Raw genomic sequence first — 25,366 nt, 5'->3', positions numbered from 1 at the left:
AGCCAGTCAAACGATCACTGACCGCCTACGACCATTGACCTTGGAATCAACCATCTAGTGAGTCGTGGGGACATCTGCTTTCGGGGACTTCTTGCGCTTCTACCGGTCCCGCATTCCGCTGACCCAGGAAGAACTGGCGGAACGCACCGGCCTGAGCATGCGCGCCATCAGTGACATGGAACGCGGCCGGACGCTGACGCCGCAGTTGCGAACCGTGCAACTGCTCATCAGCGGGCTCGACCTGAAAGGCGACGAGGCCGCGGAGTTCACCGCGCTCGCCCGCGCGGGCCGAATGTCCTCCGCCGAGGAAAAGCCCGAGTTCCCCAGCTCCGTCGTGATGTCGCACTCACTGCCGCCCGTTCTCGTGGAACTGACCGGAAGGGAAGCCGAGCGGGAACAGTTGACCAGGTTCGCGGCCGAAGCGGCGTCCGCGTCCCATCTTCAGGTCGCGGTGGTCCACGGCCCGCCCGGCGCGGGCAAGACCGCGCTCGCCGTCGACGCCGGGCATCGGCTGGGCACGCGGTTCGCGGACGGCTGCGTGTTCCTCGACCTGCGCGGCATGGACGCGGAGCCGCTGACGCCGGAACGGGCCGCGCACCGGCTGCTGAGATCGTTCGGTGTGGACGAACGCCAGATCCCGGCAGACCGGGACGACAAGCTGTCGCTCTACCACTCGTTGCTGCGCGACCGCGCGGTGCTGCTCGTGCTGGACAACGCGGCGAACGAGCCCCAGGTCCGGCCGCTGCTCGCCTCCAGCCCCGGCACGCTGGTGGTCGTGACCAGCCGCAACACCCTGACGGGACTGGACGCCCGGCACCGGCTGGCGGTCGGCTTGCTGCCGCTGGACCGTTCCGTGGCACTGCTGGGCGCGGTGGCGGGCGAGGACCGCGTCGCGGCCGAACCCGAGGCCGCGTCCCGGCTCGCGGCGTTGTGCGGTGGCATGCCGCTCGCGCTGCTGATCGCGGGCAACCGGCTCACCGGCAGACCGCAGTGGACGATCGCGCACCTCGCCGACCAGCTGGCGGACGAGCGGCGCCGGCTGTCGGTGCTGCGGGCGGGCGACCTGCAGGTGCGGGCGGCGTTCGAGATCTCCTACCATCAGCTGAGCCCCGGCGCGGCCACGTTGTTCCGTCGACTCGCGCTCGTTCCCGGTCCTGACCTCAGCGCGGACCTGGCCGCGGTGCTCGTCGACGGCGCCGACGAGGCCCTGGAGGAGCTCGCCGACGCGAACCTCCTCGGCATCAGCGAGACCCCCGGCCGCTACACGTGCCACGACCTGCTGCGCGTGTTCGCCGTCGAACGCCTCGAACTGGACGAGGACCCGGACGTGGTGAGGGAGGTCGGCACCCGGCTGCGGCACTGGCTGCTCTCCGTCGCCACCCGCAACGCGCGGATGTTCGACCACGACGCGGCGGATTCGGTGCGGGACAGGGAATCCGCCGGCCGCTGGCTCGCGCTGGAACTGGAGAACTGGCGCGGCGCCCTGCGTTCGGCGGTGGAGCTGGGTGAGCACGAACAGGTGCTCGCGCTGGCCAAGGCGATGCACTGGTACTCGGACATGCACGGCGTGGGCGAGCTGTGGCGGGAGGTCTTCGGCGCGGGCGCCGAGGCGGCCAAGGCGCTGGGCAACACCCGCGACACCGCGGAGCAGCTGAACTACCTCTCGTGGGCGCTCTACGCGTTGTGCGGCCAGCCCCACGACGCTCTGCACGTGCACGAACGGGCGGCGGCGGTCCTGGTCGACGACACCGTGACGGAGGCGTGGACCTGGTACTACGGCTCGGCGATCCGGCGGCGGGTCGGCGAACCGGAGAAGGCCGTGTGGCTGGGCCGCCGAGCCGTCGAGCTGTTCGAGCAGGCCGGCTACCTGATCGGGGAGAACCTGGCGCTGTCCCTGCTCGGCCTGATGCTCGGCTCGGTCGGCTCCGTCGACGAGGCCATCGAGGTGCAGGAACGCGGCGTGATGCAGCACCGCAAGGTGGGCGGCGACGACGGGTTGCTGTCGATGATGCTCATCCGCCTGGCCACCAACCTGGCCGCCGCCGGCGAAGTGCTGGCGTCGCTGGAGATGCTCGACGAGGCGGAGTCGTTGTTCCTGCGGCACGGCACGACCGCCGGTGTCGCGCGGGTGCGGCACAACCGCGGGATCGTGCTGATGGACGCGGGCAGGCTCGACGAGGCCAAGGTGCAGCTGCTGTCCGCGCTGGACGAGGCCCGGCTGTCCGACCACCGGATCGAGATCATGGCTCGGCTGGCGGAACTGGCCGACGCTGCCGGGGAAGTGGGTGAGGCACGGGAGTTGCGGGTGCGGGCGCTGGCGGAGTGCGACCGGTACGACACGCCTGCCGTGCGGGGGACGGCGAGCGAGCTGGCGGCGGCGCTGACGGGCTGAGGCGATGCGGCGCACCAGGTCCGCCACCCGTTCAGCGGCGGCGGCCGCGTGGCCCTATCCGCCGCCCGTCGGCCAGGTCGAAGAAGTGCAGCTGCTCCAGGCACAGGTGCACGCCCACGTGCTCGCCCCGCACGGGCCGCACGTCCGGCCGCACCCGCAGCACCAGCTCCCCGGTGCGCAGCTCGTGCAGACCGCTCGGCTCCACACCCCACGCGCCGACGTCGACCGACACCAGCGTCTCGTGCCCGTGGTGCTCCAAGTGCCGCACCTGCCCGGTCAGCACCGAGCCCGACGAGCCGGGTGGGGCGGGCCGCAGCGCCTCGGTCCTGGCGCCCACCGCGATGTCCTCGCCGTCGTAGTGGGCGACGGCACGGGCGCGCATGTCCGGCCACGGCAGGTCGATCACCTGGCCGCCGACGTGCAGCGCGACGTGACTGTCGACGACGACCTGCACGTACGCCCTGAACAGGCTCATCCTGGGGCTGCCGAGGAACGCGGCCACGTGCATCGTCGCGGGGTGCCGGTAGACCTCGTCGGGCAGGCCCTCGTCCTCCAGCACACCGTTGCGCAGCACCGCGATCCGGTCGGCCATGGTCTGCGCCTCGATCTGGTCGTGCGTCACGTACAACACCGTCAAACCCAGCGAACGCGCCAGGCCGGCGATCTCCGCGCGCAGACCGGAACGCAGCACGGCGTCCAAATTGGACAGCGGCTCGTCCATCAGCAGCACACGGGGGCCGCGCACGATCGCCCGCGCCATCGCCGCGCGCTGCCGCTGCCCGCCGGACAGCTCGGCCGGCCGCCGTCCGAGCAGGTCGCCGATGCCGAACGCGTCCGCCACCTCGGCGATCCGCTCGGTGCGCTCCTGGCGGGGACACCCGCTCACGTCCAGTGGAAAACCGATGTTGTCCCCCACGGTGAGGTGCGGGTACAGCGCGAAGTCCTGGAACACCATCGACACGCCGCGCGAGCGGGCGGGGACGTCGTCCGCGGGAGCCCCGTCGAGGACGACCTGGCCGCGGGTCGGGCGTTGCAGACCCGCGACCATGCGCAGAATGCTCGACTTGCCGCAGCCCGACGGGCCGAGCAGCACGACGAACTCGCCGTCGGCCACGGAGAGGCTGACGTCGTTCACGGCGACCGTGCCGCCGGGGTAGACGAGGCTCACGTCCCGCAGCGCGACGGCGGTCATTTCGTCGACCCCGCCAGCACGCCCTGCACGAAGTACTTCTGGAACACCAGGAACACCGCGAGCGGCACGACCATCGACAGGAACGCGCCCGTGGCGAGCAGATCGATGTTGGTGCCGAACTGGCGCAGCTGGGCCCGCAGCGCCACGGTGATCGGCGCCGAGTCCTGGTCCGCGAACACCAGCGCCACCAGCATGTCGTTCCACACCCAGAGGAACTGGAAGATCGTCAGCGACGCGATCGCCGGCTTGGCCACCGGCAGCACCACCCGTTTGAAGATCACCCACTCCGTCGCGCCGTCCATCCGCGCCGCCTCGATCAGGTCGCGCGGGATGCCGGTGAAGAAGTTGCGCAGCAGGAAGATGGCGAACGGCAGGCCGAACGCGACGTGGAACAGCACCACACCGGTGATCGTGCCGAAGAGGCCGAACGCGCCGAACAGCTTGGCGACCGGGATGAGCGCCACCTGGATCGGCATCACCAGCAGCCCGACCACGACGACCGTGAGCGTCTCGCGGCCGGGGAACTCGATCCACGACAGCGCGTACGACGCCAGCGCCGCCATCACGACGACCAGAACCGTTGCGGGAACGGCGATGTAGAAGGTGTTGAGGAACGACTGCCACACCGCCTGGTTCGCGACGAGGTCCGCGTAGTTGTCCAGGGTCAGTTCGGAGGGCTTGGTGAACACCGTCCACCAGCCGCTCGCGGTGTTGGCCGACTCGTCCCGCAACGACGCGATCAGCAGGCCGAACACCGGAACCAGCCAGAACAGCGCCACCAGCGCGAGCACCAGTTGCACGAACCCGTTGCCGAGACGGGACACGAGCCGGGACACCACGCCCCGTTTCGGAGCCCCGGACACGGGCACCTCGATGCGGACCTCTTCTGCCACCAGGGTCACGACCGCTCCCGTCGGAATCTGCGGATGTTGAACAGCATCGCCGGGGCGACCAGCAGGAACAGGATCACCGCTAGCGCACTGCCCGCGCCCTGGTCGCCGCCCGTGCCGAACGACACCTGCCACATCTGCAGGGCCAGCACGTTCGCCTCGGACTGCACAGAGCCCGGCGCGATGACGAACACCAGCTCGAAGATCTTCAGCACGTTGATCACCAGCGTCACGAAGACCACCAGCAGCACCGGCGACAGCAACGGGATCGTGACGCGGCGGAACACCTGCCACTCCGTCGCGCCGTCGACCCGCGCGGCCTCCAGCGCGTCCCGGGGAATCGCGGAGAGCCCGGCGGCGATGAACGTGATCGCGAACCCGGTCATGATCCAGATCCAGGACGAGATGATCACCGGCGTGATCAGCGACGGGCCGAGCCACGTCAGGCCGCGGAACGGCAGCGCGAAGTTCGACGCCGGCAGCCGCACCACGACCTCGTCCGAGGCCAGGTCCGGGAAGGTGAACCTGCCGTCGTCACCGGTGGTCGTGCGGGCCACCACCTTCCCGTCCCGCACGGCTTCCAGCCCGATTCCTGGCAGGCCGCGCTCGATCGGGTCGACCTTGCCCGCGTTGCCGCCGACCGAGACGTCGAGCCAGACCAGGCCGCGCAGTTCACCGTTGCCGGTCGCCGGCTGCGACGCGGGGAGTGCCCGCGCGGGCACCTCCTGCGGCGAGAAACCCGTCAGCGGCACCATGACCGTGTCGCCCGCCCGCGAAGGAGCAGTGGCCACGTAGCCCTCTTCCGTTCGCGTGTAACCGTCACGCGGCCGGGCGCCGGGGTACTGCGACGACGGGCTGAACAGGTCGTGCACGCCGACCAGCGCGGCGTTCACCACGCCCTGCTCCGGCGCCTCCTCGTAGACGAGCCGGAAGATGATGCCCGACGCGAACAGCGAGATCGCCATCGGCATGAACAGCACCAGCCGGAACGCCGTCGCCCACCTGATGCGCTCGGTGAGCACGGCGAGGACGAGCCCGATGCCGGTGACGGCCGCCGGGGCGACCACCACCCAGATCACGTTGTTGCGGAACGCGGTCAGCGTGCGCGGGTCGGTGAACGTGTCGACGTAGTTGCGCAGGCCGACGAACTCGTCACCGCCCGCGTCGAAGAAGCTGCGGATCAGCGAGAACACCAACGGGTACAGCACGAGCGCCGCGAGTACGACCAGCGCGGGGAGCAGGAACGGGATCGCCTGCCGGGGCGAGCGCCCCGGCGCGGCGTCCACGCTCTGACGGAGCTTCATTTGACGTACGCCTTCGCCGCGTTGGCCTCAAGCCGCTGCATGATGCCGTCGACGTTCTTCGGGTCGGCGAGGAAGTCCTGGAGGTCCTTCCACTCCCCCGCGCCCTTCGTGCCGCCGAACGCGGCGGGTGCCAGGTCGGACATGTCGAACCGCACGTTGTCGCCCGCGTCGACGATCCGCTTGGCGAGGTCCTGGGTCACGTCGTCCGGGTAGGCCGAGGACTTGATGTCCTTGTTGGGCGAGAGGAAGCCGCCGAGCCCGGCCCAGATCTCCCCGGACTCCGGCGAGGCGAGGAACTTCATCAGCTCGGTCGTCGCCTTGTCGTCCTTGAACTGCACGGCCATGTCACCGCCGGCGACCACGGCGTCCTTGCTGCCCGCGACCGACGGGAACGGGAAGAACTTGGCGTCCTGGCCGACCTTCGCCTTGGTGTTCGTGGTGATCACGCTCGCCACGAAGTCCGCCTCGAAGACCATCGCGGCGCTGGCGGGCTCGCCGAAGACGTTGATCACGGACTTGGGGAACTCGGTCTGCAGCGCGCCGCCGCCGATCAGCGTCGGGTCGCCCCACAGCTTCGCCAGTTCCTCCAACGCCTTGCGCACGGTCGGGTCGGTCCACGGGATCTCGTGCTTCGCGAGCTTGTCGTAGTTCTCCGGTCCCGCGGTGCGCAGGTAGACGTTCTCGAACCAGTCGGTGAGCGTCCAGCCGTCCGCGCCGCCGACCGACACGGCCGCGAGGCCCGTCTCCGCGATGGCCTTGCTGGTCTTGATCAGGTCGTCCCACGTCGCCGGCGGCGTCGCGCCGACCTGCTTGAACGCCTTCTCGCTGTACCAGAACGCCGACTTGTTGGCGGTCTTGAAGGTGAAGCCGTACAGCTTGCCGTCGACGCTGCCGAGCTGCTTCCACACCGCCGCGTTGTGCTCGGTGACGGCCTTCTCGACGTCCGCGTTCACCGGCTTCAACGCGCCCGCCCGCGCGAACTGGGCGACGAGGCCCGGCTGGGCGATGAGCGCGACGTTGGGCGGTGTCCCGCCCGAGATTCTGGTCTGCAGCACGGTCGGCAGCTCGTCGCCGGCCGGTGTGTACTTGACCTCGGCGCCGGTCTTGCTGGTGAACGCCGCCAGCACCTTCTCGAAGTTCTTCTGCTCGTCACCCGTCCACGGGCCGACGATCTCGACGGTCTGGCCCTTGAGGTCCTCCGCGCTGGTTCCCGCGGCACCTCCCGAGCACGCGGCCACCCCTGCGACCGCGGCGAGCGCGAGCAACGCGATGAACTGCTTCCTCATTGAAGCTTCTCCTCTACTTCCAGATCGAAGACCCGGTGGCCGGGTCGAAGAAGTGCAGCCGGGACGTGTCCACCCAGGCGGCGACGGGTTGTCCTTCGTAGATGCGGGTGCGCGGGCTGAACCGTCCAACCAGGACGGTTCCCTTGCCGGTGGTCTTCGGCAGGTCGTCGGTTCCGGCGTCCCGTGCGAGCTCGCGGGTGTCGTCGGTGACCACGGGCGGGACGTCGACCGGGAAGTGCACGAGGACGTCCGAGCCCATCGCCTCGACCAGGTCGGCGACGGAGTGCAGGATTTGACCCTCGCGCGCGTCGGCCAGGGCCGTGTCCTCCATGTCCTCCGGGCGGATGCCGACCACGACCTCGCGGCCGACGTACTGCCGCAACGCGGGCCGTTGCCGCAGAACGGACTCCGGCAGCAGCAGGGCGTCGGAGTTGAGCGACACCCAGAACCTGCCGTCGTTCTCGTCGAGCCGCGCGGACACGAGGTTCATGCCCGGTGAGCCGATGAACCCGGCGACGAACAGGTTCACCGGACGGTCGTAGAGCTCCTGCGGCGGCCCGACCTGCTGCAGGACACCGCGTCTCATCACCGCGACGCGGTCGCCCAGCGTCATGGCCTCGGTCTGGTCGTGCGTCACGTAGACGGTCGTCACGCCGATCTCGCGCTGGATGCGCGCGATCTGCGCCCGCATCTGCACGCGCAGCTTGGCGTCCAGATTGGACAGCGGCTCGTCCATCAGGAACGCCTGGGGTGCCCGCACGATCGCGCGGCCCATCGCGACGCGCTGCCGCTGGCCGCCGGAGAGGTTGCGGGGCTTGCGGTCGAGGTGCTCGGTCAGTTCGAGGACCTCGGCCACCTCGCGCACCCGGTGGTCGATCTCGGACTTCGCGAGCTTGCGCAGCGTCAGGCCGAAGGCGATGTTGTCGTACACGTTCAGATGCGGGTAGAGCGCGTACGACTGGAACACCATCGCCACATCGCGGTCACGCGACGGCACGTCGTTGACGACCTGCTCGCCGATGCGAATCGTGCCCTCGGTGATCTGCTCGAGCCCGGCGATCATCCGCAGCGCCGTCGTCTTGCCGCAGCCCGACGGGCCGACGAGCACCAGGAACTCACCGTCGCGGATCTCGAGATTCAGGTCGGTGACCGCACGGGTGCCGTCGCCGTACGCCTTGCCCAGACCCGTCAGAACGACTTCTGCCACGCCAACTCCCTGGTTCGGTGTGACTGCAGACGGTAGGGCTGTCCGCCCTAAGGGAGATTTAAGGACGAAACACGATCTCGATAAGCTCGAAACACCTCTCCCCATCGGCGGGTTCGCTGCTTACGCTGCGTGTATGTCGAAGGTGCTGGTGGTCGAGGACGACCCGGTGGTGCAGGCGGCGCTCGTGCACGCGCTGACCGACCTCGGGCACGTCGTGCAGGCCGTCGGCACCGCGGTCGCGGCTCTGCGCGAGGCCGGGACGAACGAGCTGGACCTGGTGATTCTCGACCTCGGGCTGCCGGATCTGGACGGCGTCGCGGCCCTGCGGATGCTGCGCGGCGTGTCGAACGTGCCGGTCATCGTGGCCACAGCGCGCGGGGCGGAGAACTCGGTCGTGAGCACGTTGAACGCCGGGGCCGACGACTACATCGTGAAACCGTTCTCGTCCGAACACCTCGCGGCGCGGATCAACGCGCTGCTGCGCCGGACGGGTGGTTCCTCGGTCGCGCCCTCGGAGGTCGTGGTTCTCGGCGATCTCTCGGTCGACCTCGCGCAGCGGATCGCCACGCTCGGTGACTGCCCGCTCGCGTTGAGCAGACGGGAGTTCGACCTGCTGGCCTATCTCGCGCAGCGGCCTGGGCGGGTGATCTCGCGGCGGGAGCTCATCCAGGCCGTGTGGGGACATCCGTACGTCGGCGACGACAAGACGATCGACGTCCACGCGTCGTGGTTGCGGCGCAAGCTGGGTGAGACGGCGGCCCATCCTCGTTATCTGCACACGGTCCGGGGTGTCGGGTTCAAGCTGGCGGCGCCGGAATGAGATCGGTCGTCACCCGCGCGCTGCTCGTGGCGGCGGGGCTGGTGACGGCGGTGTTCCTCGCCACCGCTGGGTTTCTGGTGTTCTCCCGGGCTTCCGCCGAGGTCGCCGCGGCTGATCAGCGGGACGCGGCGGTGGTGGCGGCGGTGCTCGCGGTGTCCGCCGACGCCGACGACGTTCGCGGGACGATCGCGCGCACGGCCGCCGGAGCTGAGGGACGGCTGTCCGTGGTGCTCGCGGACGGCACTCGGCTCGGTGCCGGAGGTGGGTCGCCGGTGGCGTCCGCCGGCGGGGCCGTGGTGTCCGTCGTCCCGGGTTCGGCGCGGTTCCCGGTCGAGGTGTTCCCGATCCTCGGTATCGCTCTGGCGGCGCTGGGAGCGGCGGTCTTGTTGGGGCACAGGCCTTTCACGCCGGTGATCAACGCTTTGCGCGTGCTGGCCTCGTCCGGTGGAAAGCGCGTGCGGCTGAGCGGGCCGCAGGAGCTGGAGGCGCTGGCCGCGTCGATCAACTCCGCGTCCGAGCGCACTTCCCAGTTGCTGGCGAAGGAACGCGAGATGATCGCGGACGTGTCGCACCGGCTGCGCACACCGCTGGCCGCGCTGAGACTGGACGCCGACGCGGTGGGCTCCGGGCCGGTCGCCGACCGGATTCGCAGTGCTGTCAGCACCCTGGGCCACGACGTGGACCGGATCATCCAGGCGTTGCAGCCCGCCGAGGGTGAGCTGCCGAGCACGTGCGACGTGGCGTCGGTGGTCGAGGCGCGGATGGCGTTCTGGTCCGCGCACGCCGCCAACCAGGGACGGGTGTGCGAGATCGACGTCGGCGAACCCGCCTGGGTGCCGCTGTCCCCCGACGCGCTGGGGGCCGTGGTGGACGCGTTGCTGGAGAACGTCTTCCGGCACACGCCCGCGGCCGCACCCGTCGGCGTGTCGGTCGTGCGGCACGCCGGGTGGGTGACGCTGGTGGTCGAGGACGGTGGCACCGGGGTGGCGGACCCGTCGTCGGCGTTGCACCGGGGCAGCAGCGGGGGCGGCTCGACCGGGCTCGGGCTGGACATCGCCCGTGCCGCCGCCGAGGCCACCGGCGGCACGATCCACCTCGAACGCGGACGGCTGGGCGGGGCTCGGGTGCGGCTGCGGTTCGGGGAGGCCAACAGCCACCACTCGCCGGCCAGCCCGCGTGCCTGGAGATTGTGGCGAGGTCATCCCTGACCCGATGTCGAAACGGCGGAACCGGCTTCGACCCCTCTGTGTAAGCCGTACGGACTTGCTTGGAGGACGCATGAAACCGCCCGTTGTCGACTTCGCCACCTGGGAAGCCGCGAGGGAAGAGCTGCTGGTCCGCGAGAAGGCGCACACCCGCGAAGGGGATGCCATCGCCGCAGCTCGCCGCCGGTTGCCGATGGTCGAGGTGGACGGGAAGGCACTCGTCACCGGGGCGAACGGCCCGGTGCCGTTCATCTCGTTGTTCGAAGACCGCGACGAGCTCGTGGTCTACCAGCACATGTGGTGGGACGGCGCACCGCACCAGGGCCAGTGCGAGGGCTGCACCTGGGTGCCCGTGCACCTCACGAACCCCGCCTATCTCCACGCACGCGGAGTCTCGTTCGCCATCCTGACCGTGGGCGCGTGGGACGAGGTGAAGCCGTTCATCGAGTTCATGGGCTACCCACAGCCGTGGTACTCGGTGCGGGACGTGCCCGCGCCGATCGGTGGCGACATGGGTTACTTCTCGTGCTTCCTGCGCGACGAGGAACGCGTGTTCCTCACCTACCGGACCACCGGGCGCGGCACCGAGCGCGTCAACGGGTCGTTCGCGTTGCTCGACATGACGCCCTACGGCCGCGGCGAGAAGTGGGAGGACAAGCCGGAGGGCTGGCCGGAGGGGCGGGACGCCTGCTGGTACTGGCGGACCGACGCGCAGGGCAACCCGACCTGGGGGCCGACGAGTCGTCCCGCTCCGCAGTGGAGCAGGCCGGGCGCGGGTCCGGTGGAGACGCTCGGCCGGAACGAGCACTGCCACTGACACCCGTCGGCATGATGGTGGCCATGACTCATCTCGCTCGGCGCATGCACGAGCTGCTGGAGCCGATCTGCCTGGTCACCTTCTTCGCCGACGAGTGCAACGACGAGCTGGCCGCGCTCGGCCACCGCACCTACTGGGACGGCTACTTCGCGAGTCGTGCCGCACCGCTGGGGCGGGTGCCGGCGCAGGTCGTGCACGCGGCCTTCTACAACTTCGCGGAAGGGGAGGTCGCGCGGCACATCCCGAGCGCGTGGGAGACGATCCCGCCGGAGGCGTCCGTCGCGGCGCGGGAACGGGGCAGCGCGGCCTCCCTGCGGCGGATCCTCGGCGACGACGGCTCCCCCGGCCTGGTGCGCGCGGCCGACCTGACCACGAAGGCCGCGACGAGCGCACCCGTCGAGGGCCGGGTGATGTACGCGGCGATGCGCACGCTGCCGGTGCCGGGCGACCCGGTCGCCCGGCTCTGGCACTCCGCGACCGTGCTGCGCGAGCACCGCGGTGACGGGCACATCGCCGCCCTCGTCGGCGCCCGCATCGGGGGCACGGAGGCGCACATGCTCTCCGCGCTGGCGCAGGGCATCCACCCGCCGGAGTCGTTCGGGCGCATCCACCACCTGCCGAAGAAGCGGCTGGCCGCAGTGATGGCCGGCCTGCGTGACAGGGGACTCGTCGACGCCGGCGGCCGGTTCACCGACGCGGGCCGCGAGACGCAGCAGCGCATCGAGGCCCTGACCGACGACCTCGCCGTCGCGCCGTACGAGTCCCTCTCCCCCGCCGAGCTCGACGAGCTGATCGCGGAGCTCGAACCGATCAGCGCGAAGCTGGCGGCCGCGGGGTCGCGGTGACGTCCAGCAGCCGGGCACACCGGATCAGCCCGAGGTGCGAGTAGGCCTGCGGGTGGTTGCCCAGTGATCGTTCGGCGACCGGGTCGTACTCCTCCGGCAACAGCCCGGTCGGCCCGGCCAGCCGCACGAAGCTCTCGAACAGCTCCTCGGCGTCGGCCCGCCGGCCCACCTTCAGGTAGGCCTCGATCAGCCACGTCGTGCAGAGGTGGAACCCGCCCTCGTCACCGGGCAGGCCGTCGTTGCGCAGATAGCGGTAGACGGTCGGCCCGCTGCGCAGCGTCTCCTCGACCGCGACGACCGTGGCCTGGAAGCGGTCGTCGGACGGGTCGAGAAGACCCGAGAGGCCCACGTGCAGGGAAGCGGCGTCGAGGTCGGTGCCGTCGTAGGCCGTGGTGAACGCGCCGACGTCCGGGTTCCAGCCGTTTTCCAGGACGTCGGCGGCGATGGTGTCACGCAGCACGAGCCACTCCGGGTCGAGTGGACGGTCGAAGCGCGAGGCCAGTGCGATGGCGCGGTCGACGGTCTGCCAGCACATCACGCGGGAGTACACGCGGTGGCGGGGCACGTGGCGTTCCTCCCAGATGCCGTGGTCCGGTTCGGACCAGCGCGCTGCCACGGCCCGGACCATCGCGGTGACGACGTCCCACTCCCGGTCGGCCAGCGAGCCGCGCGCCAGTGCCAGGTCGTGGACCAGGTCCGTGACCGGGCCGAAGACGTCCAGCTGCACCTGCTGGTCGGCGAGGTTGCCGACGCGCACAGGACCGGAACCCGCGTAGCCGGGGAGGCTGTCGATCACCGTCTCCGGGCCGAGGGCGCTGCCGTGCACCGTGTACAGCGGGTTCAGCGACTCCGGGCCGGAGACCGTTTCCAGCACGCCGTGCAACCAGTTCAGAAACGCTTCGGCCTCGTCCGTGGATCCCAGCGACACCAACGCCTGCACGGTCAGAGCGGCGTCTCGCAGCCAGCAGTAGCGGTAGTCCCAGTTGCGGACACCGCCGATCTGCTCTGGCAACGAGGTGGTCGCGGCGGCCAGGACGGCACCGGTGTCGCGGTGGCACAGAGCGCGCAGCGTGAGTGCGGATCTTCGCACCAGAGCGGGCTCGGTCGCCGGCAGCCGCAGCGCCGCCGACCAGTCCAGCCAGTCGGTGTCCACTTCGGACGGTCCGCCGAGCTCGAGTTCCAGCACGAAAGGCGGGATGATCACAGCGGTGGCAGTGCCGCCGGTGATCTCCCAGTCCACACCGGGAGATCGCAGCACGATCGGGGTTCCGGCGACCCGCAGTCCGCCGGCGACGCGCTCCAGGACCACGGGCGCGCGGCCGAAGTCGGGCCGTGGCGCGAACTCCACGACAGCGGGCACGCGTCCCTCGACGGTGCGCACCAGGTTCGCCGCGAGGTGGTCGGTGACCTGAAGGCCGGTCCAGCGGGTCTGGACGGTCATGGTGCCGGGTACGTACCGTTGGCCCAACGGCAGTTGATCCTTCTGCGGCCGCACGGAAAAGTGGCCGGAGCCGCCGAGCAGGGCGGCGAACAACGCCGGCGAGTCCGGCGAGGGGTGACACAGCCACGTCACGTCCGCGCCGGGCGTGACAAGGGCGAGGGCACGGCGGTCGGAGAGCAGGCTGTGCCGTTCGATCGGCACGGCCACGCGCACCGGCAACTCGGTCAGGAAGTCCGTCACGACAGCGAAAGTAGGAACGCGACAGGGCCATCGGACCCGTGTTGGTCAAGACTTAGGTCCGGCCTAAAGGTTTCTTATTACATCAAGTACGGATGCGTGGATTGTTCGCGTTGAGTCATCTCGATAGGGTCCGCATATCAGTGGTGGGCATGACGTGAGGCGGCATTCTTTGATCGGGCAGCGTGGTCGACCGCCGTCGGACGCCGACCTGATCGACGCTGTCCGCGACGGCAAGATCGAGGCCTACGGCAAGCTGTACGAACGCCACGTGCGCGCCGCCAACCTCCTCGCGATGCAGTTGTCCTCCTCACCCTCCGACGCCGACGACCTGGTGGCCGACGCGTTCGCCAAGGTGCTCGCCGCGCTGCGCACCGGCGGCGGTCCCGGCGCGGCGTTCCGCCCGTACCTGCTGACGGCGGTCCGGCACGCCGCCTATGACCGGACGCGCAAGGAGAAGCGGCTCGAACTGGCCGGCGACGTCGAGGAGATCCCCGGCGCCGTGCGGGCGACGAGCGTGCCGTTCCGCGACAAGGCGGTGGAGGACCTCGACCAGGCGCTCGCGGCCACGGCGTTCGCGTCGCTGCCCGAACGCTGGCAGACGGTGTTGTGGCACACCGCGATCGAGGGCCAGTCGCCCGGCGAGATCGCACCGCTGCTGGGCCTGACCGCGAACGGCGTCTCGGCGATGGCGTTCCGCGCCCGCGAAGGCCTGCGCAAGGCGTTCCTGCAGGCGCACGTCGCCACGGAACCACCGGAACGCTGCCGCACCACGGTCACCAAGCTCGGCGCCTGGACGCGCGGCGGACTCAAGGGCCGCGAGGCCATGCAGCTCGACGCCCACCTCGACGACTGCGCCGAATGCCGCTCGCTCGCCAGCGAACTGGCCGACGTGAACGGCGCGCTGCGCGGTCTCGTCGCCCCCATCGTGCTCGGCACGGGCACCGCGGGCTACCTGGCCGCGGCGAGCAAGGGCGCGGCGGCGTCGATCAGCGCGACGTCGTGGTTCGGCGTGGCCGCCTCGGCCGCGGCGGTCGTGGTCGTCGCCGGTTCGGGTGTCGTCACGTCGGACACCACCGTCACTCCGCCGGGCGCCGCGCCGTCCACGTCGACGATCGCCACGGCCGCTGTCACGCCGACCACCACGCCGGGCTCCACCACCCAGACCTCCGGCACCACGACCGGCGGAACCTCCACCGGTGCCGCCACGCCGATCATCGTGCCGAGCGGGCCCAACGGACCGACGACCACCACCACTGCCGCCGGTGGCGCGCCGGGTGAGGGCACCCTGTCCGGCGAGGCACCGAGCACCATCGCGATGAGCACCGAGGGCCCGCCCGACGAGATGGACATCGCCATCACCAACACCGGCTCGTCCCCGGCCACCGTGCCAACGTTGACGTTGACCCTGCCGGACAAGATCAAGGCGGTCGGTCCTGGCAAGGTGCCGGAGGGATCGGTCGGCTGCCCGGCTGGCAAGGACACCATCACGTGCGGCGGCGGCCAGACGCTCGCGCCGGGTCAGAAGATGACGTTCCGGGTGCGGTTGCAGGCGGGGCCGAAGGCACAGAGCGGCACGATCACCGGTACCGCTGGATCGGTGCGGGTGACCGTTCAGGTCACGATCAGCTAGGCCCGTCAGCGGCACACCAGCAACCGATGAACGGCGCATTTGTCCACCTGAGGTGAACAAATGCGCCGTTCATCACCAGCCGGTGCCGCCGGGCGAGCTATTCCATCTCACACGGCGAAATAGGCCGAATGGCCGCACCATGGGCGGATGGAGCAGCTCACAGCGGCTCTCACCGTGCTCGAGGCGCCGTTCCGCACGCTCGTCGACGACTCCGGCTGGGCGCACGCGAGCATGGAAGGCCTGGTCCTCGACCTCGGCACGTGGTGGACCGCCGACGCGGCCACCAGGCTGTCTCCCCAGGTCACGTTCAGCGTCGCCTTCACCGAGTCCACCCGCGAACGCGGCGCCGTGTACGTGGAGGGCTACATCTGGCTGGACGACCGCCCCGTCGCCGCCGGGTGGTGCGGGCTCGACGACCACGTCGTCTACGGGCCCCGCGCGGAGGCTTACCTCGGCGTCCCGCTGTCGCCGCACTTCTGCCGCAGGATCCAGCAGCGCAACGGCACGGCCGCGGTGCTGATGAGCAAGCACCCCAAGCTGTTGCCGCTGCTGCGGGACGGGTTGCCGCGCGGTGCCGTTCTCCCAGGAGGCATGCCGGGCCCGCGCTCAGTCGGCACCTAGCGCCGCGAACCGGACCTCGGCCTCCTTCTCGTGCCGCGCGGCCTCCACCGGATCCGCGACCGCCTTCGCCAGGTGCTTGTGCGCGTTGGCCGCCTCACGCCGGTCGTCGATCCGTTCGGCCAGGTCCAGCGCCTCGTGCAACCGCGCCACGGCGTCCGCCGGGCGTCCGGCCGCGGTCAGCACCTCGCCCAGGTAGTTCAGCACCACCGTCTCGGTCGTGACGTCACCGATCGCGCGCACCGCCGTCAGAGCCGACTCCAGCGCGTCGAGCGCCTCGTCGTGCCTGCCCATGGCGTGCAGGATCATGCCCAGCGCGCTCTGCGTGTCGGCCTCGTCGCGGCGGCTGCCCAGCTCCCGCATCAGCGCCAACGCCCCGTTGCAGGCTTCCAGCGCCTCGTCGTAACGGCCCAGGGCGCTGTAGATGTTGCTGACGTTGCTCATCGCCTGCGACTCCAGGTGCCGGTCGCCCAGCTGCCGCGCCACCGTGATCGCCTGTTCCAGCAGCTCGGCGGCCTCGGCGTGGCGCCCCAGCGTCCGGTAGACCAGCGAGAGGTTGTTCAGCGTGCCCGCCACGCCCTGCAGGTCGCCCTGCTCGCGGAGCATCTCGATCGCACGCTCGTTGTAGTAGATGGCGTCGGAGTACCTGGCGGTCTGCCAGAACACCATCGCGTAGTTCTTCGTCGTGATCGCGAGCGCCGCCGGGTCGTCCTTCGCGGCCTCCAGCGCCAGCTCGTTGATCGTGGCCCAGTCACGCGTGTGGCCGCGCACCATGCAGAAGAACGTCAACGCGCGGGCGAGCTGCCACGTGTGCGTGCGCCAGTCACCGTCCAACGACAACGCCACGGCGGCGACGAGCGTCTGCCGTTCGGTCTCCAGCCACTCCACCGCGTGGTCGTAGTCGCGCATCACCAACCGCGACTCCGGCCGGTAGGTGATGTCGACCTCGTACCGGCGAGCCGCGGGCGACATCAGCCGCGTCGCCTGGTTCGAGGTGTCGAGGAAGTGGTCCAGCAGCCGCGTCAGCGGTTCCCGCGCGGTGTCCACCTTGGACTGCGCGTACTGCCGCAGCAGGTCGTGCATCCGGTAGCGGCCGACCGTGGTCGCCTCCAGCAGGTGCACGTCGACGAGGTCCTCGAGCATCCCGTCGCACTCGAGCAGGTCGAGGTCGCCGAGCGCGGCGGCCTGGTAGACGTCGAAGTCGGTGCCGTGGTGCAGGCCCAGCAGCGCGAAGAGCCGCTGGTGCCCGGCGGGCAGCTGACCGAACGACAACGCGAAGACGGCGTCCAGTTCGGATAATCGGCCCTCGCGCAACCGCGTCGCGAGGTGGGCGGTGGTCCAGGTCGGCCGCGACCGCAACCGCCCGGCGGCGAGGCGCACGGCCAGCGGCAGCCTGCCGCACAGCTCGACGATCTCGCGGGCGGCGGGGTCCGTGCCGCGTTCGTCGCCGACGATCGTGGCGAACAGCTGCAACGCCTCCGCCTCGGACAGCACGTCCAGCGTGAGCGTCGACGTGCCCTCCAGCTCGACCAGCCGCGCCCGCGACGTGACCAGCACCAACGAGCCAGGCACCCCCGGCAGCAACGGCCGCACCTGGTCCGCGCTCGCCGCGTTGTCCAGCACGACGAGCAGCCGGCGCCGCGACAACTCGGCCCGCCACAACGCGGCCCGCTCGTCCAGGCCGACCGGGATCTCCTCCAGGCCGAGCGCCCGCAGCAGCACGTCCAGCGCGTCCGTCGGTTCGACCGGCGCGCGACCGGCCGTGTGCGCGTGCAGGTCGATGAACAGCTGACCGTCCGGATACTCCAGCCGGTGCGCCAGATGCACGGCCAGCGTCGTCTTGCCGACGCCCGGCATGCCGTCGATCGCGGAGATCACCACGGCCGACTTCCCGGTGACGGCCCTCGTCAGCCGTTCGATCTCGGCGGCGCGCCCGGTGAAGTCCGCGACGTCGCGCGGCAACGTGTTCAACGCGGGCCGCGGCTCGTCTCCTCGCAGCAGCCGCTCGTGCAGTTCGCGCAGCTCAGGTCCCGGATCGGTGCCCAGCTCGTCGGCCAGCAGCACCCTCAGGTCCTCGAACGCCTGCAACGCCTCGGCCGGCCGGTTCGCCCGTTGCAGCGCGTGCATCAGCTGCAGCCACAGCTGTTCGCGCAACGGGAACTGCTTGGTCAGCCGGCGCAGCTCGGCGATCAGCCGCTCGCCCTGCCCCAGCTCGATCGCGAGCCGCGCGTGCTGCTCGGCGACGGTCAGCCTGCGCTCCTGCAGCAACGTCAGCTCGGCGTCCAGCCGGGGCCCGACCGCGAGACCGTCGAGCGCAGGGCCGCGCCACAACGCGAGCGCTTCCTCGTACCGGGCCACCGCCGTCCGGTGATCTCCCTGCCGCAGCGCCTCGTCACCGGCCGCGCACAGCCGCCCGAACACGAACGCGTCGACCTCGTCGGCGGGCACGACCAGCCGGTATCCACCTGGGACGGTGACCAGCTCGTCGGCCACCAGCTTCCGCAACGCCGCGACGTAGGTCCGAATGTTCGATTCCGGCGCCGCGGGCGGAGATTCCCACACCGCCTCGCTCAAGTGTTCAAAGCTGACAGTCTCGTTGGCGTGCAGGGCCAACGCTGCCAGCAGCGCCCGTTGCCGGGGTCCGCCCAGCCGCAGTTCCACGCCCCCACGCCAGATCTGCAGCGGCCCAAGAAGCCGATACCGCACTGACCCTCCTCGTCGGGGGGCATGCTGCCAGAACTCCGGTCCGCTGTGCGGAATTTGTGCGGACGATCTACGAAACTTCTCCTTCGCCACCGCACAGAGGGAGCACCGCCGTGAACCGGAGATCGTGGACAGGACAGGCCGCGCACTGAGTGTGGTTCGACCAATGCGTCGACACATCCCTAAGATGACGGCATGACGGAGACGGCCAAACGACGTCCCGGCCCACGGATCGAAGAGGTCGCACGGGTCGCCGGGGTGTCGAAGTCGACCGTCTCGCGCGTCATCAACGGTGAGCAGTACGTGAGCGCCAAGGCCCGCGAGGCCGTGCACGCCGCCATCGCCCAGCTGGGCTACGCGCCGAACCAGGCCGCACGGGCCCTGGCCGGCCATCGCGCCAACGCCATCGCGCTCGTCGTGTCCGAACCGTCCGGCCGCGTGCTCGCCGACCCGTTCTTCGCCGGGGTGCTGCGCGGGATCCACGCCGAGCTCGCCGGGCGGCACCTGCAGCTGCTGCTGATGATGAGCCAGCCGTCGGACACGAGCGACCTGGTCACGTACCTGAGCAGCGGCCACGTCGACGGGGCGCTGCTCGTGAGCCTGCACGGCGAGGACCCGCTGGTGCCGATGCTCGACGAGATCGGGCTGCCGGTCGTGGTCGGCGGACGGCCGCTCGGGAAGACGTCGGTGCCGTTCGTCGACGCGGACAACTTCACCGGCGGGCTCGAGGCCGCGCGGCACCTGGTGTCGTTGGGCCGCAAGCGGATCGGCACGGTGGCGGGACCGAAGGACATGGCCGTGGGGTCCGACCGGCTCAGCGGGTTCAAGCGCGGGCTCGGTGAGGCGAAGATCCCCGCGAACCTCGTGGTGCACGCGGACTACACGCCAGAGAGCGGCGCGCAGGCGATGGAACGGCTGCTGGACAAGGCGCCCGATCTCGATGCGGTGTTCGTCGGAGCGGACATCATGGCGTTGGGCGCACTGCAGGTGCTCCACGCGCGCGGCAAACGCATCCCCGAGGACGTCGCCGTGATCGGGTTCGACGACTCGGTGTTCGCCTCCAGCGCGTCGCCGCCGCTCACCACGATCCGGCAGGACGTCGAGGAGCTCGGCCGCACGATGACGTGGCGGCTGCTCGCGGAGCTGGCCGGTGAGGCCGGGCTGCCGCCGTCGCTGTTGCTGCCCACCTCGCTCGTTCGGCGGGCCAGCGCATAACGAACTGGGAGCGTTCCCAGAAAGTAGTCCGTTGATGCCTTGACACCCTCATGTGGTGCGGTTAACACTCCTCGAAACTTCTGGGAGCGCTCCCAGAATGCCCCGCCCGCCGAGACCGAGGGAGTTCTCCCGTGCGCCACCGCAGTTGGGTCAGCGTGCTCGCCGTGTTAGTCGCCGCCACCGCCTGTTCGTCCGGTGAGGCGACTCAGAACGGCAAGACCGAGCTGACCATCGCCACGTTCAACGAGTTCGGGTACGAGGACCTGCTCAAGGAGTACGAGGCAGCGCACCCGGACGTGAAGCTCACCCAGCGCAAGACCGGCCAGGGAGCGCCGCACCACCAGAACCTCTTCACCAAGCTGGGCGCCGGCTCCGGTCTCGCCGACATCGAGGCCGTCGAGGAGGGCTACCTCAGCCAGGTGATGGACAAGGCCAGTCAGTTCAACGATCTCAAGGAGATCGGGCCGAACGTCGACAACCGGTGGCTGAAGTGGAAGACCGACGCCGCCACCACCAAGGACGGCAAGCTCATCGGGTACGGCACGGACATCGGCCCGCTGGCGATGTGCTACCGCAAGGACCTGTTCGAGAAGGCCGGTCTGCCGTCCGACCCCGAGGCCGTGAAGTCGTTGTTCGCGACGTGGGACAGCTACTTCGCCGCTGGTGACCAGTTCATCGCGAAGTCCGGCGGGGTGGCGTGGTTCGACAGCGCCTCGCAGGTGTTCAACGCGATGCACAACCAGCACGAGCTGGGTTACTTCGACAAGTCCGACAAGCTGGTGGTCGAGTCCAACCCCGCCATCAAGGCCGACTGGACCGCGGTGACGAACGCGGTCGCGAAGGGCCAGTCGGCGAAGCTCGTGGCGTGGAGCAACGAGTGGAACTCCGGCTTCAAGGCCGGCGCGTTCGCCACGAAGACGTGCCCGTCGTGGATGCTCGGCGTGATCGAGGCGCAGGCCGGGCCGGAGAACAAGGGCAAGTGGGCGGTCACCGAGGCGTTCCCGAACGGTGGCGGCAACTGGGGCGGTTCGTACCTGACCGTGCCGAAGCAGGGCAAGAACGCCAAGAAGGCCGCCGAGCTCGCGGCTTGGCTGACCGCGCCGGAGCAGCAGATCAAGGCGTTCAAGGCGAAGGGCACGTTCCCGAGCCAGGTCCAGGCGCTGAAGGACTCCGCCCTGCTGGAGCAGACCAACGCCTACTTCGGTGACATCAAGGCGGGCGCGCTGTTCGCCGCGCAGGCGCAGAAGGTCGCGCAGGCGCAGTACAAGGGCCCGAAGGACGGGCAGATCCAGGAGAACGTCTTCAGCCCCGCGCTGCAGTCGGTCGAGCAGGGCAAGAGCGCTGACGAAGGCTGGAAGACCGCCGTCGCGGAGGCGCAGAAGGTCGCCAAGTGACCGCCGTGCTCACCAGGTCGGACCGCGAGCGGGTCGTGCAGACCCGCTCGCGGCCGCCGCGCCACCGGCTGTCCGCTGTGGATGCCAAGGTGTCGCCGTACCTGTTCGTCGCCCCGTTCTTCGTGTTGTTCGGCGCGGTCGGGCTCTTCCCGTTGCTCTACACGGCCTACGTGTCGTTGTTCGACTGGGAGCTCGGCGCCGACGAGACGCCGTTCGTCGGTCTCGACAACTACCGCGAGCTGTTCGGTGACGGGCAGTTCTGGAACGCGCTGTTCAACACCTTCAGCATCTTCCTGCTCTCCAGCGTGCCGCAGGTGATCACCGCGGTCGTGCTCGCCGCACTGCTCGCCGCCAACCTGCGCGGGCGGACGGCGTGGCGGATGGGCGTGCTGCTGCCCTACGTCGCGTCGCTCGTCGCGTTGACGATCATCTTCGGCAACCTGTTCGGGCCGCAGTTCGGGCTGGTCAACAGCGTGCTGACGACGGTGGGGATCCCGCCGGTCGACTGGCAGGCCAACACCTTCGGCAGCCACGTGGCCATCGCGTCGATGGTCAACTGGCGGTGGACCGGCTACAACGCGCTGATCGTCCTGGCCGCGATGCTGGCGATTCCACGCGAGGTGCACGAGGCGGCCGTCGTCGACGGCGCGGGACCGCTGCGCAGGTTCTTCAGCATCACGCTGCCGATGCTGAAGCCGACGCTGATCTTCGTCATCGTCACCTCGACGATCGGCGGGCTGCAGATCTTCACCGAGCCCAAGCTGTACGACCCGTCCGCGGGCAGCGGCGGCGGCGCCGAGCACCAGTACCAGACCGTCGTGCTCTACCTGTACCAGTCGGCCTTCCAGCAGCTGAACCTCGGCTACGCGGCCGCGATCGCGTGGTTGCTGTTCCTGGTCGTGATCGCCGTGGCGGGACTGAACTTCTGGCTGACGAGGAGGGCCGTGCGGTGAAACGTCCGTCCTTTGTGGTCTACGGGGTGCTGGCCGCGTTCGTGCTGGGCTCGGCTTTTCCGTTCTACTGGTCGTACCTGGTGGCCAGCCGCGACAACTCGGTGCTGACCGGCGATTTCACGCTGATCCCCGGCGGAAACTTCTTCGCCAACGCGGCGCGGGTGTTCGACACGATCCCGTTCTGGAAGGCGCTGGGCAACAGCTTCATCGTGTCCGGCACCGTGACGCTGTCGGTGGTGCTGCTGTCGGCGCTCGCCGGGTTCGCGTTCGCCAAGCTGCGGTTCCGCGGCCGGGGCGTGCTGTTCCTGTTCGTGGTGGCAACGTTGGCAGTGCCGACGCAGCTCGGCATCATCCCGCTGTACATGGCGATGGCGGAGTTCGGCTGGGCCGGTGAGCTCGAGGCCGTGATCGTGCCGAACCTCGTCACCGCGTTCGGTGTGTTCTGGATGCGGCAGTACCTGGTCGACGCCGTCCCCGACGAGCTCGTCGAGGCGGCGCGGATGGACGGCTGCAGCCTGTGGCGGGTGTTCTGGCACGTCGCACTGCCTGCCGCCCGCCCGGCTGCCGCGATGCTCGGAGTCTTCACGTTCATGCAGTCCTGGAACGACTTCCTGTGGCCGCTGGTCGTGCTGAACGCCGACAACCCGACGCTCCAGGTCGCGCTGGAGAAGCTGCAGAGCGGCTACTACGTCGACTACTCGCTCGTGCTCGCCGGAACGACTCTCGCGACGGTTCCGGTCTTGGTCGTGTTCTTGGTGCTCGGGCGGCAGATCGTCGCGGGCGTGATGCAGGGCGCTGTGAAGGGGTGAAGGTGAAGGACATCGCTTTCCCGGACGGGTTCTTGTGGGGTGCGGCCACCGCCGCGTTCCAGGTCGAGGGTGCGACCGACGTCGACGGTCGCACCGACTCGATCTGGGACGCGTTCTGCCGCGTACCCGGCAAGGTCGTGGGCGGCCACACCGGTGAACCCGGTGCCGACCACTACCGCCGGTTCGAGCAGGACGTGCGGATGATGGCCGACCTCGGCCTGGGCGCCTACCGGTTCTCGATCGCGTGGCCGCGGGTGCGGCCCGACGGCGGGGCGGTCAACCAGGCAGGGCTCGACTTCTACCGCCGGCTCGTGGACACGTTGCTGGAGCACGGGATCAAGCCGTGGCCCACGCTCTACCACTGGGACCTGCCGCAGAAGCTGGAGGACACCGGTGGCTGGGCGACCCGCGACACGGCCTACCGGTTCACGGAGTACGCCGAGTCGGTGGTCGAGGCGCTGGGCGACCGCGTCGACGGCTTCACGACGCTGAACGAGCCGTGGTGCGCGGCGTTCCTCGGCTATGCCGCGGGAATCCACGCGCCGGGCCGCACCGAGCCGGACGCCGCCGTGGCCGCCGTGCACCACCTGCTGCTCGCGCACGGCCTCGCGGGCGAGGTGATCCGCGGCGCGAACAAGCAGCTCGGCATCACGCTCAACATGTACCCGATCATCCCGGCCGACCCGTCGTCCGAGGCCGACCAGGACGTGGCGCGGCGGCTCGACGGGCTGCAGCAGCGGATCTTCCTGGACCCGTTGCTGAACGGCCACTACCCGGCCGACGTCGTGGAGGACCTGGAGCCGTTCGGGTTCTCGTCGGTGATCCACGAGGGCGACCTCAAGACGATCTCGGGCCCGATGGACATGCTCGGCGTCAACTACTACACCGAGCACTACGTCAGCTCCCAGCCGGGCGAGATCGGGCCGTCGCCGTGGGTCGGCGTCGGGGACCACTCGTTCCCCCGCCGCGACGCGCCGGTCACCGACATGGGCTGGGAGGTGCGGCCGGACGGGCTCACGTCCGTGCTGCTGCGGGTGCACCACGACTACCCGTCGATTCCCCTGTACATCACCGAGAACGGTGCGGCGTACCCGGACCAGCCGGGGGTCGACGACGCGGAGCGCACCGAGTACCTGGCCTCGCACCTGAGGGCCGCGCACGCCGCGATCGAAGCCGGTGTGGACCTGCGGGGCTACTTCTGCTGGTCGTTGATGGACAACTTCGAGTGGGCCGAGGGCTACGCGAAGAGGTTCGGCATCGTGCACGTCGACTACGAGACGCAGGTGCGGACGCCGAAGATGAGCGCCCGCTGGTTCTCCGCGGTGGCGCGCAGCAACGCAATCGCCTCATGACCCGGCGCCCCGGCATCGACGAGGTCGCCCGGCTTGCCGGGGTGTCGAAGTCCACCGTGTCCCGAGTGCTCAACGGCGCGCCGCACGTGAGTGCTCGGGCACGGGAGGCGGTGCGGCGAGCGGTCATGCAACTCGACTACACGCCGAACCATGCCGCACGGTCGTTGGCGGGCCACCGCGCGCACGCGATCGCTCTGGTCGTCTCCGAACCGAGCGGCCGTGTGCTGACGGATCCGTTCTTCGCGGGCGTCATGCGCGGGGTCCACGCCGAACTGGCCGGGCACCGCACCCAGCTGGTGCTGATGATGAGCCAGCCCGGTGACGTCGGCTCGTACCTGACGAGCGGGCACGTCGACGGGGCGTTGGTGATCAGCCTGCACGGCCACGACCCGCTGCTGTCGTTGTTGCACGACAACGGCTTGCCGGTCGTGGCGGGCGGGCGGCCGCTGGCCGGCGGGCCCGTGCCGTACGTCGACTCGGACAACTTCACCGGCGCGGTGGAGGCGACGCAGCACCTGATCTCACTGGGGTGTGAGCGGATCGCGACCATCGCCGGCCCCGCGGACATGGCCGTGGGGCTCGACCGGTTGTCCGGGTGGCGGCGGGCGATGTCCGGCCGGCGCACGGACCTGGTGGTGCACGCGGACTTCACGCCGGAGGGCGGGGCGTTCGCGATGAGGTCGTTGCTGGCCCGCGAGCCCGAGCTGGACGCGGTGTTCGTGGCCGCGGACATCATGGCGCTCGGCGCGTTGCAGGTGCTGCACGCGGCCGGTCGCCGGGTGCCGGACGACGTGGCCGTGGTGGGGTTCGACGACTCGGTGCCCGCGGTGCCGCCGCTGACGACGGTGAGGCAGGACGTGGAGAAGTTCGGGCGGATGCTGACGTGGCGCCTCCTCGCCGAGATCGAGGGCGAGGAGGGGCTGCCGCCGTCGGTGCTGCTGCCCACCTCGCTGGTGCTGCGGACCAGCGCCTGAGCCAGGGAAAGGGCTTACATCGGTGATCATCGGCTCGGCGTGACACCTGAGGCCGCTTTTCACCCGGTCGGCACAATCT

At 70.1% G+C, this 25,366-nt stretch carries 19 protein-coding genes and 1 pseudogene; 13 read left to right on the top strand and 7 right to left on the bottom strand.

Going from position 1 to position 25,366, the window contains the following annotated elements; genetic code table 11:
- Positions 1 to 64: 64 nt before the first annotated feature.
- Complete coding sequence (locus tag IEZ09_RS20940; protein ID WP_189255411.1) at positions 65 to 2,392, top strand: ATP-binding protein; 2,328 nt, start codon at positions 65 to 67, stop codon at positions 2,390 to 2,392.
- A gap of 31 nt (positions 2,393 to 2,423) precedes the next feature.
- On the opposite strand, the gene IEZ09_RS20935 is transcribed toward IEZ09_RS20940, so the two are convergent.
- The 5 genes from IEZ09_RS20935 to IEZ09_RS20915 are packed head-to-tail and all read right to left on the bottom strand — an operon-like array spanning position 2,424 to position 8,271.
- A complete protein-coding gene (locus IEZ09_RS20935; protein ID WP_189255410.1) occupies positions 2,424 to 3,584 on the bottom strand; it encodes an ABC transporter ATP-binding protein in 1,161 nt (386 codons plus the stop codon).
- A complete protein-coding gene (locus tag IEZ09_RS20930) occupies positions 3,581 to 4,486 on the bottom strand; it encodes a carbohydrate ABC transporter permease (protein ID WP_189255409.1) in 906 nt (301 codons plus the stop codon). The genes IEZ09_RS20935 and IEZ09_RS20930 overlap by 4 nt, the downstream gene beginning before the upstream one ends.
- Positions 4,483 to 5,778, bottom strand: coding sequence for a carbohydrate ABC transporter permease (locus IEZ09_RS20925; RefSeq protein ID WP_189255408.1), 1,296 nt, complete (start codon positions 5,776 to 5,778; stop codon positions 4,483 to 4,485). Before IEZ09_RS20925 ends, IEZ09_RS20930 begins: the two co-directional genes overlap by 4 nt.
- A complete protein-coding gene (locus IEZ09_RS20920) occupies positions 5,775 to 7,064 on the bottom strand; it encodes an ABC transporter substrate-binding protein (RefSeq protein ID WP_189255407.1) in 1,290 nt (429 codons plus the stop codon). The genes IEZ09_RS20925 and IEZ09_RS20920 overlap by 4 nt, the downstream gene beginning before the upstream one ends.
- A gap of 13 nt (positions 7,065 to 7,077) precedes the next feature.
- Complete coding sequence (locus IEZ09_RS20915; protein ID WP_189255406.1) at positions 7,078 to 8,271, bottom strand: ABC transporter ATP-binding protein; 1,194 nt, start codon at positions 8,269 to 8,271, stop codon at positions 7,078 to 7,080.
- Between the two features lie 133 nt (positions 8,272 to 8,404).
- On the opposite strand from IEZ09_RS20915, the gene IEZ09_RS20910 reads away from it, so the two are divergent.
- The 4 genes from IEZ09_RS20910 (at position 8,405) to IEZ09_RS20895 (ending at position 11,958) form a co-directional block, all read left to right on the top strand.
- Positions 8,405 to 9,091: a response regulator transcription factor gene (locus IEZ09_RS20910; RefSeq protein WP_189255405.1), complete on the top strand. Its 687-nt coding sequence runs from the start codon at positions 8,405 to 8,407 to the stop codon at positions 9,089 to 9,091.
- On the top strand, positions 9,088 to 10,299 hold the full coding sequence (locus IEZ09_RS20905; RefSeq protein WP_189255404.1) for a sensor histidine kinase: 1,212 nt from the start codon (positions 9,088 to 9,090) through the stop codon (positions 10,297 to 10,299). Before IEZ09_RS20910 ends, IEZ09_RS20905 begins: the two co-directional genes overlap by 4 nt.
- A gap of 70 nt (positions 10,300 to 10,369) precedes the next feature.
- Positions 10,370 to 11,113 (top strand): DUF899 family protein, encoded by a 744-nt coding sequence (locus tag IEZ09_RS20900; protein WP_229812783.1) that lies wholly within the window; start codon positions 10,370 to 10,372, stop codon positions 11,111 to 11,113.
- Positions 11,114 to 11,136: 23 nt separating this feature from the next.
- Positions 11,137 to 11,958, top strand: coding sequence for an SCO6745 family protein (locus IEZ09_RS20895; protein WP_189255402.1), 822 nt, complete (start codon positions 11,137 to 11,139; stop codon positions 11,956 to 11,958).
- Here IEZ09_RS20895 and IEZ09_RS20890 read toward each other — a convergent pair.
- A pseudogene (locus IEZ09_RS20890) lies at positions 11,924 to 13,603 on the bottom strand (glycoside hydrolase family 15 protein); the annotation flags it as partial. The gene IEZ09_RS20895 and the pseudogene IEZ09_RS20890 overlap by 35 nt on opposite strands.
- A gap of 190 nt (positions 13,604 to 13,793) precedes the next feature.
- Between IEZ09_RS20890 and IEZ09_RS20885 the strand changes: the two are divergent.
- Entirely contained in the window at positions 13,794 to 15,269 is a 1,476-nt protein-coding gene (locus tag IEZ09_RS20885; protein WP_189255400.1) for a sigma-70 family RNA polymerase sigma factor, read from the top strand.
- Positions 15,270 to 15,416: 147 nt separating this feature from the next.
- Positions 15,417 to 15,890: a hypothetical protein gene (locus tag IEZ09_RS20880; RefSeq protein WP_189255399.1), complete on the top strand. Its 474-nt coding sequence runs from the start codon at positions 15,417 to 15,419 to the stop codon at positions 15,888 to 15,890.
- Here IEZ09_RS20880 and IEZ09_RS20875 read toward each other — a convergent pair.
- Positions 15,876 to 18,593 carry an AfsR/SARP family transcriptional regulator gene (locus IEZ09_RS20875; protein WP_189255398.1) on the bottom strand — a complete coding sequence of 906 codons (2,718 nt, stop codon included), beginning with the start codon at positions 18,591 to 18,593 and terminating at the stop codon, positions 15,876 to 15,878. The two genes, IEZ09_RS20880 and IEZ09_RS20875, sit on opposite strands and share 15 nt — an antisense overlap.
- A 192-nt stretch (positions 18,594 to 18,785) precedes the next feature.
- Here IEZ09_RS20875 and IEZ09_RS20870 point away from each other — a divergent pair, with 192 nt between their 5' ends.
- The 6 genes from IEZ09_RS20870 (at position 18,786) to IEZ09_RS20845 (ending at position 25,287) form a co-directional block, all read left to right on the top strand.
- On the top strand, positions 18,786 to 19,805 hold the full coding sequence (locus tag IEZ09_RS20870; RefSeq protein WP_189255397.1) for a LacI family DNA-binding transcriptional regulator: 1,020 nt from the start codon (positions 18,786 to 18,788) through the stop codon (positions 19,803 to 19,805).
- A 155-nt stretch (positions 19,806 to 19,960) separates the two neighbouring features.
- Positions 19,961 to 21,199, top strand: coding sequence for an ABC transporter substrate-binding protein (locus tag IEZ09_RS20865; protein ID WP_370467742.1), 1,239 nt, complete (start codon positions 19,961 to 19,963; stop codon positions 21,197 to 21,199).
- 5 nt (positions 21,200 to 21,204) lie between these two features.
- Positions 21,205 to 22,152: a carbohydrate ABC transporter permease gene (locus tag IEZ09_RS20860; protein ID WP_229812786.1), complete on the top strand. Its 948-nt coding sequence runs from the start codon at positions 21,205 to 21,207 to the stop codon at positions 22,150 to 22,152.
- A complete protein-coding gene (locus tag IEZ09_RS20855) occupies positions 22,149 to 22,961 on the top strand; it encodes a carbohydrate ABC transporter permease (protein ID WP_370467738.1) in 813 nt (270 codons plus the stop codon). The genes IEZ09_RS20860 and IEZ09_RS20855 overlap by 4 nt, the downstream gene beginning before the upstream one ends.
- An 11-nt stretch (positions 22,962 to 22,972) precedes the next feature.
- The gene (locus IEZ09_RS20850; RefSeq protein ID WP_189255425.1) at positions 22,973 to 24,313 is read left to right on the top strand and encodes a GH1 family beta-glucosidase; all 1,341 of its coding nucleotides are present in this window, start codon (positions 22,973 to 22,975) and stop codon (positions 24,311 to 24,313) included.
- Positions 24,310 to 25,287, top strand: a complete 978-nt coding sequence (locus tag IEZ09_RS20845; RefSeq protein ID WP_189255394.1) for a LacI family DNA-binding transcriptional regulator — start codon at positions 24,310 to 24,312, stop codon at positions 25,285 to 25,287. Before IEZ09_RS20850 ends, IEZ09_RS20845 begins: the two co-directional genes overlap by 4 nt.
- Positions 25,288 to 25,366: the final 79 nt, after the last annotated feature.

Source organism: Lentzea flava (genome assembly GCF_014648475.1).
GTDB lineage: Bacteria > Actinomycetota > Actinomycetes > Mycobacteriales > Pseudonocardiaceae > Lentzea > Lentzea flava.
This window is presented reverse-complemented; position numbering and strand designations above follow the sequence as displayed.

Bases quoted from the DNA above. Each gene is read 5' to 3' on its own strand.
- IEZ09_RS20935 (WP_189255410.1), bottom strand. From the start codon at position 3,584: ATGACCGCCGTCGCGCTGCGGGACGTGAGCCTCGTCTACCCCGGCGGC.
- IEZ09_RS20925 (WP_189255408.1), bottom strand. From the start codon at position 5,778: ATGAAGCTCCGTCAGAGCGTGGACGCCGCGCCGGGGCGCTCGCCCCGG.
- IEZ09_RS20920 (WP_189255407.1), bottom strand. From the start codon at position 7,064: ATGAGGAAGCAGTTCATCGCGTTGCTCGCGCTCGCCGCGGTCGCAGGG.
- IEZ09_RS20910 (WP_189255405.1), top strand. From the start codon at position 8,405: ATGTCGAAGGTGCTGGTGGTCGAGGACGACCCGGTGGTGCAGGCGGCG.
- IEZ09_RS20905 (WP_189255404.1), top strand. From the start codon at position 9,088: ATGAGATCGGTCGTCACCCGCGCGCTGCTCGTGGCGGCGGGGCTGGTG.
- IEZ09_RS20900 (WP_229812783.1), top strand. From the start codon at position 10,370: ATGAAACCGCCCGTTGTCGACTTCGCCACCTGGGAAGCCGCGAGGGAA.
- IEZ09_RS20895 (WP_189255402.1), top strand. From the start codon at position 11,137: ATGACTCATCTCGCTCGGCGCATGCACGAGCTGCTGGAGCCGATCTGC.
- IEZ09_RS20880 (WP_189255399.1), top strand. From the start codon at position 15,417: ATGGAGCAGCTCACAGCGGCTCTCACCGTGCTCGAGGCGCCGTTCCGC.
- IEZ09_RS20870 (WP_189255397.1), top strand. From the start codon at position 18,786: ATGACGGAGACGGCCAAACGACGTCCCGGCCCACGGATCGAAGAGGTC.
- IEZ09_RS20845 (WP_189255394.1), top strand. From the start codon at position 24,310: ATGACCCGGCGCCCCGGCATCGACGAGGTCGCCCGGCTTGCCGGGGTG.